This window comes from Streptomyces sp. NPDC012835, from assembly GCF_042900885.1.
Classification (GTDB): Bacteria; Actinomycetota; Actinomycetes; order Streptomycetales; family Streptomycetaceae; genus Streptomyces.
Genome location: NZ_JBIBBW010000001.1, coordinates 1324017 through 1337016, shown reverse-complemented (window position 1 = coordinate 1337016; position 13000 = coordinate 1324017). Strand labels below are relative to the sequence as shown.

Sequence of the window (13000 nt, the reverse complement as noted above, 5' to 3'; positions counted from 1 at the left end):
GCGTGAGGACCCATGAGGCTCCGTATCACGAATCTCAGTCAGTCGGTCCGCTGCTCCACTTGGTCCAGCTGCTCCCTCACTCGACGAACTTGACGCTCTGGAAGGTGGCGTCGAGGTGGGCGCCGGGGGCGACGGCGTGGGCGGCCGTCCCGGGGCAGTTCTTGAAGCCGTAGAGGAGGGCGGTGGCGTCGGTGTTGTTGAGGAGGAGCCCGTCACCGGCGACGTTCTCGCAGTGGCCCAGGGGCGGCTTCGGAAGCGTCTTCGGGGCTGAGCGCGTGGCGTAGACGAGCGTCCCGCCGGCCTGCCGCACGACGCGCAGACTCTCGAAGGCGACGTGGTCCTTCCACGCGTGCGGGGCGACCGTGACGGGGATACCGGAGCAGTTCGGGTGGGTGAAAAGCTCGACGCCCTGGTCGGTCAGGTTGTCGACGGCGATGCCACCGGGGGACACGTGGCAACGGGGAGGCGGGTCGGTCAGGGCGTGCTCTGCCGGGGGCGGGGTGTAGGTGAAGGAGCCGCTCGCCGCGGTGGCGGGACCGACAGGCATTGTCAGGGACAGAGCGAGGGCGAGCGCGGTCGGCACGGCGCGAGAGATCGGCACCCGGTGTTCCTTTCGGCGAGCGGTAGGTGCTGCCACGCGGCCCGGCCGCACGGGACCCGGGCCGGGGCCGGCCCGTCGCGGGGTGACGGGCCGGCCGGGCGACGGGTCAGCCGATGAACTTCACGCTCTTGAACTCCGCCTCGTAGTGCTGCGCGCCGGGGTCGAGCTCCACGGCATGAGTGCCGGCGCAGCTCCGCTCCGCGTACAACAGGGCGTAGGCGTCGGTCTTGTTGAGCGTGTTCTTGATGCCGGTGACGTTGTAGCACTTGCCGGTCACCGGGTTTTCGAGGAGGGCGAGCTGGCCGTTGGTCTGGGTGTAGGCGAAGGTGCCGGACGCCGCGTACGCGCTGGTGGTGGTTCCCAGGGCGAGCGCGGCGGCCGTACCCACGACGGCCGTGCACAGGGCGATGCGCTTCATGAAGCTCCTTTCGGACCGGGACGAGGCGTCGTCCGGCGATGGCGGGGTCCGCCGATGCGATGCGGAAGCGGGGCGGGCGCCCCGCGACGACTACTGCGGGAGAGTGATCGACTCCATGGAGTGACTTTCCCAGGCTGGCACGGCTGACGCTCGGAAACCACCGCGTACAACAGGTCGCTCCACGGCGCTAGCAGCACACCCGTCGCGGCCCGCACCTCCACGCGCCCCCCGGCGCCCCGCGTACCCACCGGAACCGTGAAATCCCGCGACGGGGGGCCGGGGGCGCGGGAGTTGCCGCCGGACGCGAGGACCGGCCACCTCGACCGCCGCGCTCAGTCGCGCACCTCCGCGGGAGCGTTGAGCGAGATCCAGGTGTCAGGGGGCAGGTCCGGCCGGCCCGGCACCTGCCTATGCTCCTCGGTCCACGCGTCGCCGACGGTCTCCGTGGCGACACGGCGCCAGAAGCGCGCCGCGCCCGTGTTGGTGTCCTGGAAAGCGATCTCCCACGGACCCGGGTGCCTGGCCATGAGCTGCTGAACGGCCCGCAGCCCGACTCCGGCCCGCCGCGCGCCGCGCACCACGAAGAAGCTGTTCAGCACGCGCGTCGGGCCGGTCAAGCCGCGGACGAAGGCGAAGCCGGCCGGTCTGTCCCCGCTCATCAGGAGGTACGGCGCCCAGCCGGGCTCGGAGAACGCCTTGTGGAGCCGGTCGGCGCGGAAGGTTCCGTCAGGGTGGGGCAGCACAGCCTCGAACTCGGACATGTCATGGCGGTACATCAGCCACAGCCGCTCCACCGTGGAGCGGTCCGTGGTGTCCGCGAGGCGCGTGGATATGTCTGTCACAGGACTCCTCGGTGAGGGGGCGGGCTCGGGCGGCCGCTGCGGCGGACCGGTGGGCAGCCGGGCGTCGTTCGGGGCGTGTGTGTCGGCGGATGCCCAGGTGTGCGACGGGTGGGACCTGACTGCATACGGGTGACGGATGAACGTTACCTCTCGGCAACACCGTCGCGCGGGACCCGATACGGCTGCCATAAAGAGGAGGAAGTCCCACTTCCTGAAGGAAATGAGGGAAATCATGAATGAACTGCGCGGTACGGCAAGGGTATTTGCTGTCCTGGCGGCGCTGGCGCTCACCGCCGGCGGAGCCGGTTCGGCATCGGCGGCCGGGAGCGGAGCGGGGAACGTCGCGGGACCGGCGGCGGTGGAGTACACCGGGGTGATCGGCTCCGATGTCGCGGACATCGTCAAGGAGAAGAGGGCCGGCGCCGAGGAGTGGGGCCAGGTGTACGACACCGAGACGGTCCACCTCGCGTGCAGGGGCACCGGCGACCGGCACACCTGGTACCAGCTCGCGGGACAGAAGGACCGGTGGATCATCGACGACGCGTTCGACACCGTCTCCCCGCGCATCCCCGCGTGCCCCGTCACCGAGCCGGCCGGCCACACGGGAATCGTCACGGGATCCCGGTACGCGGACATCCTCAAGGAGAAGAGGCGGGGCTCCGAGGAGTGGGGCCTGGTCTACGAGACCGAGACGGTCCACCTCGCGTGCAAGGGCACCGGTGACCGGCACACCTGGTACCAGCTCGCCGGACAGCGGGACCGGTGGATCATCGACGACAAGCTGAGGAGCCTCAGCTCCGGTATCCCCACCTGTTAGACCGCTGCCCGCGTACGGCACGTCCGAACGAGCAACGGCATCGTCACCTCGCGTCCGGGGGCGGGATCCCGCCTCGGAGACCGCCTCCCGGGCAGGCGCACCGGCCACCGGGGCACACCGGACACCGACGTCCTCCGCGGCCACGACTCCACTGAGCGGTACGCACCCCGTCGCGCGGGCTCCCCGTGAAGCGGGGTGCTGCTGTGTCTGTTCCCCCGCTTCCCGCGGCGGCTTCCTCGCCTCGGCTTCCCTGCCACAGCTCTCACGGTCTCCTTGCCCCGGCGGTCAAGGCATTCGTGCGCCACCGGGTGGCCGATCGGGCGGGCCGGCGGCCATCCCGCGCACCCGCAGCCCCGGCGGAGGGCGACGGGGACGCCCCGGTCGGCCGTTACGGCTCCGACCCCTCGCACCAGCATCCTTCAACCGCGCCCTTCCTCGCCCCGCCCGGCTGTAGCAGCGAGTCGACGGCCCCCTTGATATAGGGCAGCACGGTCGCGTCCTGAGCGGAGCTGAGCGCGGGCGGCTGGACCGCCAGCCGCATCAGCACCACCCCCAGCACCAGCGCCGCCAGCAGTTCGGCGCGGACCTCGGCGTCGGGTCCGTCCAGGCGTCTGGCGAAGTTGCGCGAGAAGACCTCGGTCACGTCGGCGTGCATGCGCCCGACGCCTTCCTCCCGGCTGGGCGAGCGGAGCATCGTCAGCACCGGATGGGGCGTTTCGTCTTCTGCCGGGCCTTCGAAGGCCATCCGGTGAACCCACTCCGCCACGTCCTCCAGCGGCAGGTCGCACAGGGGTGCGAACACGGCGGTACCGCTGCTCACAACCTCCGCGAACAGCCCCTGTTTTGAGCCGAAGTAACGGTAGACGAGCGCGGCGTCGACATCGGCGGCCCGGGCGATGTCGCGGATGCTGGTGCCCTCGTATCCACACCGCCCGAAGCACCGGGCGGCAGCGCTCACCAGAGCCGCCCGCGTGCCCGCGGAGTCGTATCTGCGGGGCGAGGAGCGGCCGGAGCCGTCCCGTTTCGCCTCGTCGGTTCTCTCCATCTGGTTCTCCTCCGTCGGGCCGTTTTCCGTACATGCTCCCGGTCCCGGCCCAGACTGTCCAAAAGCCGCCAACCAATGTCATCGATCGTTGACAAATATTTTTTGATCCAAATAGCTTGTGGACGCGGGCCGTTGACCACCGGAACCCGCCTTCGACCACAGGCCCGACGAGACGTCGGGCCCCTTCCCCCCTGCCAATGACGCGGCCGAGGCGCCGGCCCACGGTGATGCCGGTGCCCGAACGAGAAGAATCGGTTGTTCTCATGGAATTTCGACATATAGCAGTCATAGGAACCGGCTACGTCGGACTGACCACCGGCGCCTGTCTGGCCTCCCTGGGACACCGGGTGGTGTGCGCGGACGCGGACGCGCGCAAGGTCGAACGGCTCCGGCGGGCAGAGGTCGACATCCTCGAACCGGGCCTGCCGGAAACGGTCCGCGAGGGGCTGGACTCCGGCCGTCTCCGGTTCGTGGGGGACGCCCGGGCGGCCGTCGAGGAGGCCGAGGTGGTCTTCCTCTGCCTGCCCACTCCGATGGGCGTCGGAGGCGCCGCCGACCTGGCCGCGGTCGAGGCGGTCGCCGACGAGGTCCGGGACCGCCTGCCGCGCGGCTGCACGGTGGTCAACAAGTCCACCGTGCCGGTCGGCACCGCCGAGCGCGTCGCGGCTCTGCTCCGCCGCCCCGACGTGACCGTGGTGAGCAACCCGGAGTTCCTCCGCGAGGGACACGCCGTGGACGACTTCCTCCACCCCGACCGGATCGTGGTGGGTGCCGCCGACGCCGAGGCGGCCCGGCGGGTGGCCGACCTCTACGCGGCCGTCGACGCGCCGCGGGTGCTCACCGACACCGCCGGCGCCGAACTCGCCAAGTACGCGGCGAACTTCTTCCTCGCGATGAAGCTGTCCTTCGCGAACAACCTCGCCACGCTCTGCGAACGGCTCGGCGCGAACATCGACGACGTCGTCGCCGGCATCGGACACGACCCGCGCATCGGCGGCGCCTTCCTCAAGCCGGGACCCGGATGGGGCGGCTCCTGCCTGCCCAAGGACACGCACGCGCTGCTGCGCGTCTGCGAGGAGTCCGGCGTCGAGTTCCCGCTGCTGCGGGCCGCCATCGAGACCAACGTCGAACACCAGCGTCGGCTTGTCGAGCGGGTGGTCGCGGCGTGCGCCGGGCCGGACGGTTCGCTGCGCGGGGTCCGGATCGGACTGCTCGGTCTCACCTTCAAGGCAGGCACCTCCGACCTGCGCGACTCACCCGCCCTGGCCATCGCCCGCCAACTGCGCGAGCGCGGAGCCGAGTTGACCGCCTACGACCCCGCTCTCAGCGAACTCCGGCCCGATCTGGGCGATCTGCTCACCATCACCGGCACCCCGCTCGACGCGGTGGAGGGGGCCCGCGCCTGTGTCGTCCTCACCGAGTGGCCCCAATTCCGCGACCTGGACTGGGAGGCCGTCGCCGGGCGGCTGGACACGCCGCTCGTCTACGACTTCCGCAACATCCTCGACCCCGCACGGCTCGACAGTGCCGGGCTGACCTCGGAGGGCATCGGCCGCCCGCTGGCGATGGCGCGCTGACGGCGCCCCCTCCATCTTCACGCTTCCCCCCTTCCCCAGTCTCCTGAGCCCGAAGAAAGGCTTGTCGTGCGCGTACTGTTCACCACGATCGGTAGTCCCTCCCACGGCCGCGCACAGCTACCGCTGGCCCGGGCGCTGGCGGCGGCCGGGCACGAGGTGCTCGTGGCCACCACCCCGGCCCTCGCCTCCGTGTTCCAGCAGGACGATGTCCGGGTGGCCGCCGCCATCGGCGAAACCACTCCGCAGTCCTTCATCACACCCGAACTGGCCGAGCGGGTGGCACGGGCGACCGAGGACGGCAGCGAGCCGCGCGACGCCATGAGCCGCCTCATGTTCCACGTCATCTCCGGCCCGATGGCCAAGAAGCACTGGGATGAAGTCCTCCCGGTGGCAAGGGAGTTCCGGCCCGACCTCATCCTGCGCGACGGCATGGACATGAGCGCCTGCCTGATCGCGGAACACCTCGGCATCCCGCACCTGCCCACCCCGTCGGGCACCAGCAACCTCATCGACCCCGCCGAACTGCTGCCCGGCCTCAACGCCCTGCGCGAGGAACTCGGGCTGGCCGTCCAGGACGACCCGCTGTCGATCGTCCCCCACGGCCGCATCGACTACGTACCGCCGGCCTTCTCGTTCGCCGAGCATCTGCCCTCGTCGTATGCCTACCGGCAGAGCGTGACCGTGGACCGCGTCTCGGTCCTGCCGCAGTGGTTCGCGCAACTGCCCACCGACCGCCCCCTGGTACTCGCCGCCCTCGGTACCGCCCTCCCGAAGATCAGGGAGCTGACAGCCGACGGGAACCAGGAGCAGCCGTTCCCGATGCCGGACCCGGTCGGGACGCTGCGGTCGATGATCGAGGCGGTGTCGCGGCTGGAGGAGTGCACCGTCGTCGTCGCCACCTCCGGCCTCCCGGCGGACACCGAAGGACTGCCGCCGCACGTGCACGTCACCGACCGGGTGCCGCAGCCCCTGCTGCTGGAGTCCGTCGACGCGTTCCTCACCCACGGAGGCTTCAACAGCATCCGGGAGTCGCTGCGTACGGCCACCCCCATGGCGGTGCTGCCCCAGTTCGGCGACCAGATGGCCAACGCGCGCCGCGTCGAGCAGCTCGGTCTCGGCCGGGAGGTCACCGACACCACCCCGGACGGCATCACCACGACCGTACGCGAGACGCTGACCGACCCGGGCGTTCTGGCCAGGGCACGTGCGGCCAGGCTGGCGATGCTGACACTGCCGGAGATCGACAGCGCCGTGACCGATCTACAGAAGATCGTCTGACACCGCGTCACACGCCGGCACACCGACATACACGGCACACGTACACGGCACACCGACGTACACGACGCACCGACGTACACGGCACACCGTCGCACACTGCCGCGCATCGGCACCCATGGGCCTCGACACCCACGGGCCTCGCGCCGGGCCGGCTTCGCGCCGTTCCGTCCGGCAGTCCGCCCTTCCCCCTCCCGGCCCGGACCGAGCCCGCGGGCCCCGGCCGGGAGGGCTTCACGCCCGTCCCTCCTCCCGTCTCTCCGCCTGCCCCCGCCCGCCCCGCCCCGTCCACAGCACGCACACGCAGCGAAAAGGGTTCCCGTGCCGCCTCCCCCAACCTCCACCACCGTCACCGAGGCCCTGACACCGGCCGCCGGTACGGGCCCGCGCCTCCGCACGGCGACGAAGGCCGTGCCCCGCCGGATACCGTCCCCGACCCACGGGGCCGGCGACGGCGCTCCGGGCGTCGTGGCCTGCGCGGAGGGAACGGCATGACCGCCTCCGAAGCGGCCCCGACCGGCGCCAAGGACGCTCCCGAGGGGCCCGCGCGCCTGGAACACCGGCAGATCGTCACCGTGCTGTCCGGGCTCATGCTCGGCATGTTCCTGGCGGCACTCGACCAGACCGTGGTCTCGTCCGCGCTGCGCACCATCGCCGACGACCTGCACGGGCTGACGGCGCAGGCGTGGGTGACGACCGCCTACCTCGTCACCGGCACCATCGCCACCCCGCTGTACGGAAAGCTCTCCGACATCTACGGCCGCCGCCCGGTGTATCTGTGGGCGATCGTGCTGTTCGCCGCGGGCTCGCTGCTGTGCGGCTTCGCCACGTCGATCTACGAGCTGGCGGCCTTCCGCGCGGTGCAGGGCCTCGGCGGCGGCGGGCTGATGTCGCTCGCCATGACGATCATCGCCGACCTCACCTCGCCCCGGGAACGCGGCCGGTACCAGGGCTACATCACCGCGGTCTTCGCCGGCGCGAGCGTCGCCGGGCCGCTCGTCGGAGGGGTGTTCGCGGCACAGCCCACGCTGCTCGGGCTCGACGGCTGGCGCTGGATCTTCCTGCTCAACGTGCCGTTGGCGGCGCTGGCCGTCGTGGTGATCCTGCGGGTGCTGCACGTCCCGCACCAACCCGTACGCCACCGCCTGGACTACGGCGGGGCCCTGGCGCTGGCCATCGGCATCGTCCCCCTGCTCGTCGTCGCCGAGCAGGGCCGGTCCTGGGGCTGGCTCTCCGCCCCGGCGCTGGGCGCGTATGTGCTCGGACTGGCCGGCCTGACCGTCTTCGTACTGCTGGAGCGCCGGATGGGGGATGCCGCCCTGCTGCCGCCACGGCTGTTCCGGATCCGGGCGTTCCGGCTGGGAGCCGTCCTGCACTTCGTCGTCGGCATCGCCATGTTCGGCACCATGACGACCCTGCCGCTCTACCTTCAGCTGGCAAAGGGCATGAGCCCGGTGGGGGCGGGACTGGCCACACTGCCCACCGTCGTGGCGAACGTGTCGGTGACCCTGATCGTCGGGCGGCTGATGGCCAGGACGGGGAAGTTCAAGGTCCATCTGGTGCTGGGCATCGGGTCGTTGACGCTCTCCCTGCTGGTGTTCGCGACGCTCCGCGCGGACAGTCCGCTGTGGTACGTCTCGATCGGCATGCTGTTCATGGGCGCCGGCCTCGGTGCCGCGATGCAGACCATCACCACACTGGCGCAGTCGGAAGTGCCCCGCGGCGACATGGGTGCGGCGACCGCCGCGGTGAACTTCTTCCGCTCCAACGGTGGGACGGTGGGCGCCGCCGCGTTCCTCTCCATCCTCTTCTCCCTCGCGGGCACCCGGATCACCGAACGTCTCACCGGCGCGTTCACCGAGCCGGCCTTCCGCCGCCTCACCGATGAACCCGACAACGCCCGCGCGCTGGACGGCGTGCTCCAGGCGGACGGCCACGTCAGCCTTCAGGACTCGGCCTTCCTCCGCGCCCTCGACCCCCGCGTCGCCCAGCCTTTCCTGGAGGGCTACGTCAGCGCCATGCAGGTCGTCTTCCTCACCGGTGCCGCCGTCGGCCTCACCGCGTTCGTGATCGCGGCCTGGCGGGTGCCCAACACCAGTCTGTCGGACGACTGAGCCGGCAGGACCACCGAGCCGGAGAGGCGGCCGAGCCGGAGGGGGCGCCGAGCCGGAGGGAGTGCCTCTACGTCTGCCGTCGCAACCCGCCGCCGGCGGCCGAAAGAGTCGGGGTCCCGTTCAGTGCGGCGGCGGTTGCGGGTCCAGGGCGTTGTCGACGCTGCAACCGCCCTCTCCCGGCATCCGCTGGATCCGGGGCGGCACCCACACTTCCGTGGCGCCGGGACCCACGCGGGCGAGAAGACAGTCCTGCGCGTCGAAGCCGCTGCCCCGCACCGACAGGAGAATCCCGACCCGGCCCCCGTCCGCCTTCACCTCGGTATGGATCGCCGGTTCCAGCTCCAGGGCGGCGAGCGTACGGCGCACCTCGGCCTCGTCCGCCCGGCCGGCCTCCGGCACCCGGGGAAGCCTCGCGCGCAGCTCCTCCCGCGGCAACCGGGGCGGTTCGGGCGGCGGGGCGAAGGTCAGCGGAGGTCCATCCGGGCAGTCCACGTCCCGGGGAGCCGCACCCCACTCGGACTTGGGCGACACCCGCACCAGGAAACAGCGCAGCACGGTGACCTCCTCCAGGTCGCGCCATCTGTTGTACGTCGAGCCGGGTGTACGGACGACCACGTCGACGCCGTCTCCGTCGTGCGTCGAGGTACCCGTCACCCGCAGGACCTCCACCCCGTCGATGCCGGAGGCGGCGCGCCCCACATCCTCCGCCGCGCGCGGACGCTGGCCGTAGAGCAGCTCGCCCGCCCTCCGGGCCACCTCCCGAGCGGCGTCCGTCGCCTCCGTCTCGGAGGACCGCACCACCCCGCAACCGGCGGTGAACAGCAACAGCGGGGCGAGCACGAGCAGTCGGCGCACGCGCCCACCTTTCCTGTGCCGAGCGCGGCGGGTGATCGCTCGCGTACTCGGACCGGCACGGGCGATGGTACTCAGCCGCTGCGGCGATCGGCACGCGCGCACCCCGGCGCCGGGACCGGACAGCATCAATGGTCCCGAAACGCTGTTCTGGGCAGTTCGACGCGAGGGCGCTTCAGGTTCCGTGACGCTGAAATGGAAGGATCATGGACGAAAATGGCCTTCCCAGGGTCCGTCTGTACGATGCTCGGGCGTCTTGCATCAGGTACCTCGCCGACAACGGAGTGCCTGATCACCTGGTTGCCATGCGGGCCGGGCACACGAACGTGAGGACGACGAAGAAGTGGTACGTGAAGCCGGACGTGGCGGACCTGCTTCCAGCAGCGGAGGCATGGGGAGGTCTCGCGGGGGGCGTGTGACGGATCGTGACAGATGAAGGTGTGAACCCGTGAGCGAAGCCAAGATCCATACGCTGCAATACCGCTTTGACGGGCCCGAACAGGCCCCGGTCCTGATCTTGGGTCCCTCACTGGGCACCACGTGGCACATGTGGGATCGCCAGGTGCCCGAACTGGCCCGGCAGTGGCGGGTCCTCCGCTTCGATCTGCCCGGTCACGGCGGCGCGCCGGCGCATCCCGCCACCAGCGTCCCCGAGCTGGCCGAGCGGCTGCTCGCCACTCTCGACGGGCTCGGAGTGCAGCGTTTCGGATACGTGGGTTGCTCCATCGCCGGGGCCATCGGCGCCGAGCTGGCGCTGCGCCGCCCGGACCGGATCGCCTCGCTCGCGCTGGTGGCCGCCTCGCCCCGCTTCGGCACCGCCGACGAGTTCCGCCAGCGCGGGGTGATCGTACGGGCCAACGGGCTCGACCCGATGGCCCGGACCGCGCCCGAGCGCTGGTTCACCCCCGGGTTCGCCGCCGCTCAGCCCGCCATCGTCGAGTGGGCCGTCCAGATGGTCCGCACGACCGACCCCGGCTGCTACATCGCCGCCTGCGAGGCGCTGGCCGCCTTCGACATCCGGGCGGAGCTGGGCCGTATCTCCGTACCGACCCTGGTACTGGTCGGCGCCGAGGACCAGGTCACCGGACCGGCCGAGGCCCGGACCCTGGTCGCCGGGATTCCGGACGCGCGGCTGGCGTTGGTGCCAGGGGCCTCCCATCTGGCGCCCGTCGAGCAGCCCGCGGCCGTCACCGACCTGTTCGTCCGCCACTTCTCCACCGCGTGGTTCAACCCCTCCGACACGGCCACGGGCCTGACCGTGATGCCCGAACGCGTCACCCGGCCCTCCAGCTCGGCGCAGGCCGGACCGGTCGCCGAGATCGCCCCCGCCGAACAGCCCCGGGCGGTCTCCACCGGCACCGGCCGCCCGGATCCGTACGAGGCGGGGATGCGGGTCCGCAGGGAGGTACTCGGGGACGCCCATGTGGACCGGGCCACGGCCGCCGCCGACGGCTTCTCCGGTGACTTCCAGGAGCTGATCACCCGCTACGCCTGGGGCGAGGTGTGGACCAGGGAGGGCCTGGACCGCCGTACCCGCAGCGCGGTGACGCTGACCGCGCTGATCGCCGGCGGACACCTGGAGGAGCTGGCCTTCCACACCAGGGCCGCGCTGCGCAACGGGCTGACCCCGGCCGAGATCAGGGAAGTGCTGATCCAGACCGCCGTCTACTGCGGCGTCCCGGCCGCGAACACGGCCTTCCGCGTGGCCGGGGCCGTCATCCGGGAGGAGACGACGCCCGAGGCGTAGCAGGATGGAAGATGTACGGCCCGAGCGAGGGACAGCGACCAGAAGGAGGCGGTGAGCGGTGAAACTCACCAAGAGGACCCACGCCTGTGTACGGCTGGAGAAGGACGGGCGCACGCTCGTCATCGACCCCGGCGCCTTCACCGAGGAGGACGCCACCGTCGGCGCCGACGCCGTCCTCATCACCCACGAGCACCCCGACCACTTCCACGAGGGGCGGCTGCGGGCCGCGCTCGAAGCCAATCCGGCGGCCGAGCTGTGGACGCTGCGCAGCGTCGCGGAACAGGTCTCCGCCGCGTTCCCCGGCCGGGTCCACACGGTGGGGGAGGGCGACGCCTTCACCGCGGCCGGGTTCGACGTCAGGGTGTACGGCCAGTTGCACGCCGTCATCCACCCGGACCTGCCGAGGGTCACCAACACCGGCTATCTCGTGGACGGCTCGGTCTTCCACCCGGGCGACGCGCTGACCGTCCCCGACCACCCGGTCGACACGCTGATGCTGCCCGTGCAGGCACCGTGGAGCAAGATCTCCGAGGTGATCGACTACGTGCGCGAGGTCGCGCCGCGCCGCTCCTTCGACATCCACGACGCGCTGCTCACCGACCTGGCGCGGCCCGCCTACGACATGCACATCGGGGCGCTGGGCGGCGCTGAGCACGGCCGGCTCTCCTCGGGCGAATCCGTCGACGTGTGATCGCCGCGCCGGGCGCTGTCGTACCCCGCCGCTAGGGTGTCCTTCATGCGCATCGCCACCTGGAACGTCAATTCGATCACCGCCCGGCTGCCCCGGCTGCTGGCCTGGCTGGAGGGCAGCGGCACGGACGTGCTGTGCGTCCAGGAGACCAAGTGCGCCGAGGCGCAGTTCCCGGCCGACCGGCTGCGTGAGCTGGGGTACGAGTCGGCGGTCCACGCCACCGGCCGGTGGAACGGGGTGGCGCTGATCTCCCGGGTCGGTCTGACGGACATCGTCAAGGGGCTGCCCGACGGCCCGGAGTACGAAGGGGTCGCGGAGCCGCGGGCGGTCTCCGCGACCTGCGGCCCGGTCCGCCTCTGGTCGGTCTACGTGCCCAACGGCCGCGAGGTGGGCCACGACCACTACGGCTACAAGCTCGCCTGGTTCGAGGCGCTGCGCGCGGCCGTCGCTCAGGACGCGGCGGGCTCGCGCCCCTTCGCGGTGCTCGGCGACTTCAACGTGGCCCCGGCCGACGAGGACGTGTGGGACCTGTCCCGGTTCGAGGGCGCCACCCATGTCACCCCCGCCGAGCGGGCCGCGCTCGCCGCGCTGCGCGGGGAGGGGCTCCAGGACGTGGTGCCGCGCCCCCTCAAGTACGACCGTCCGTACACCTACTGGGACTACCGCGAGCTGGGCTTCCCGAAGAACAGGGGCATGCGCATCGACCTCGTGTACGGAAACGCCCCGTTCGCCGGGGCCGTCAAGGACAGCTACGTCGACCGCGAGGAGCGCAAGGGCAAGGGCGCGTCCGACCACGCCCCGGTCGTGGTCGACCTCGACGTGTGACCGCGCCGGCCGGGCGCCCCGGCTCGGACCCGACCAGCGCGCTCGTCGGCACCCGGGAGCGACGACCCGTTCACCGAGGAGGGGATCGTCAGCACCCCGCAACTGATGACCGGATCCGGCCGCGGGACCACGGTCCGCCTGATCGTGAACGCCGTCGTCAACCTGTGCGCCCACCCCGGCCGGCCGGCCCTCGTTG

The 13000-nt window shown here is 71.5% G+C and carries 12 protein-coding genes; 7 read left to right on the top strand and 5 right to left on the bottom strand.

The features are described 5' to 3' along the window. Window positions 1-76: 76 nt before the first annotated feature. The 3 genes from ACFY6S_RS05485 to ACFY6S_RS05475 form a co-directional block, all read right to left on the bottom strand. Window positions 77-601, bottom strand: a complete 525-nt coding sequence (locus tag ACFY6S_RS05485) for a hypothetical protein (protein WP_388823124.1) — start codon at window positions 599-601, stop codon at window positions 77-79. A gap of 106 nt (window positions 602-707) precedes the next feature. Further along, on the bottom strand, window positions 708-1019 hold the full coding sequence (locus tag ACFY6S_RS05480; protein ID WP_388823122.1) for a hypothetical protein: 312 nt from the start codon (window positions 1017-1019) through the stop codon (window positions 708-710). A 332-nt stretch (window positions 1020-1351) separates the two neighbouring features. Then, window positions 1352-1861, bottom strand: a complete 510-nt coding sequence (locus ACFY6S_RS05475) for a GNAT family N-acetyltransferase (RefSeq protein WP_388823120.1) — start codon at window positions 1859-1861, stop codon at window positions 1352-1354. Window positions 1862-2093: 232 nt separating this feature from the next. On the opposite strand from ACFY6S_RS05475, the gene ACFY6S_RS05470 reads away from it, so the two are divergent. Further along, the gene (locus ACFY6S_RS05470; RefSeq protein ID WP_388823118.1) at window positions 2094-2678 is read left to right on the top strand and encodes a hypothetical protein; all 585 of its coding nucleotides are present in this window, start codon (window positions 2094-2096) and stop codon (window positions 2676-2678) included. Between the two features lie 388 nt (window positions 2679-3066). Here ACFY6S_RS05470 and ACFY6S_RS05465 read toward each other — a convergent pair whose 3' ends face one another. Further along, window positions 3067-3723 carry a TetR/AcrR family transcriptional regulator gene (locus ACFY6S_RS05465; RefSeq protein ID WP_388823116.1) on the bottom strand — a complete coding sequence of 219 codons (657 nt, stop codon included), beginning with the start codon at window positions 3721-3723 and terminating at the stop codon, window positions 3067-3069. Between the two features lie 263 nt (window positions 3724-3986). Here ACFY6S_RS05465 and ACFY6S_RS05460 point away from each other — a divergent pair, with 263 nt between their 5' ends. The 3 genes from ACFY6S_RS05460 (at window position 3987) to ACFY6S_RS05450 (ending at window position 8689) form a co-directional block, all read left to right on the top strand. Continuing rightward, window positions 3987-5300 (top strand): UDP-glucose dehydrogenase family protein, encoded by a 1314-nt coding sequence (locus ACFY6S_RS05460; protein WP_388823114.1) that lies wholly within the window; start codon window positions 3987-3989, stop codon window positions 5298-5300. Window positions 5301-5366: 66 nt separating this feature from the next. Continuing rightward, on the top strand, window positions 5367-6578 hold the full coding sequence (locus tag ACFY6S_RS05455) for a glycosyltransferase (RefSeq protein WP_388823112.1): 1212 nt from the start codon (window positions 5367-5369) through the stop codon (window positions 6576-6578). A 488-nt stretch (window positions 6579-7066) separates the two neighbouring features. Further along, window positions 7067-8689, top strand: a complete 1623-nt coding sequence (locus ACFY6S_RS05450; RefSeq protein WP_388823110.1) for an MDR family MFS transporter — start codon at window positions 7067-7069, stop codon at window positions 8687-8689. Window positions 8690-8809: 120 nt separating this feature from the next. Here ACFY6S_RS05450 and ACFY6S_RS05445 read toward each other — a convergent pair whose 3' ends face one another. Then, window positions 8810-9544, bottom strand: a complete 735-nt coding sequence (locus tag ACFY6S_RS05445) for a translation initiation factor IF-2 (protein ID WP_388823108.1) — start codon at window positions 9542-9544, stop codon at window positions 8810-8812. 445 nt (window positions 9545-9989) lie between these two features. Here ACFY6S_RS05445 and pcaC point away from each other — a divergent pair, with 445 nt between their 5' ends. Genes pcaC through ACFY6S_RS05430 form a run of 3 tightly spaced genes read left to right on the top strand, consistent with a single transcriptional unit; the run spans window position 9990 to window position 12804 of the window. Continuing rightward, the gene (gene pcaC, locus ACFY6S_RS05440) at window positions 9990-11288 is read left to right on the top strand and encodes a 4-carboxymuconolactone decarboxylase (protein WP_388823106.1); all 1299 of its coding nucleotides are present in this window, start codon (window positions 9990-9992) and stop codon (window positions 11286-11288) included. A gap of 58 nt (window positions 11289-11346) precedes the next feature. Beyond that, window positions 11347-11979, top strand: coding sequence for an MBL fold metallo-hydrolase (locus ACFY6S_RS05435; protein WP_388823104.1), 633 nt, complete (start codon window positions 11347-11349; stop codon window positions 11977-11979). A gap of 45 nt (window positions 11980-12024) precedes the next feature. Next, a complete protein-coding gene (locus ACFY6S_RS05430; RefSeq protein ID WP_388823102.1) occupies window positions 12025-12804 on the top strand; it encodes an exodeoxyribonuclease III in 780 nt (259 codons plus the stop codon). The last annotated feature ends 196 nt before the right edge of the window (window positions 12805-13000 follow it).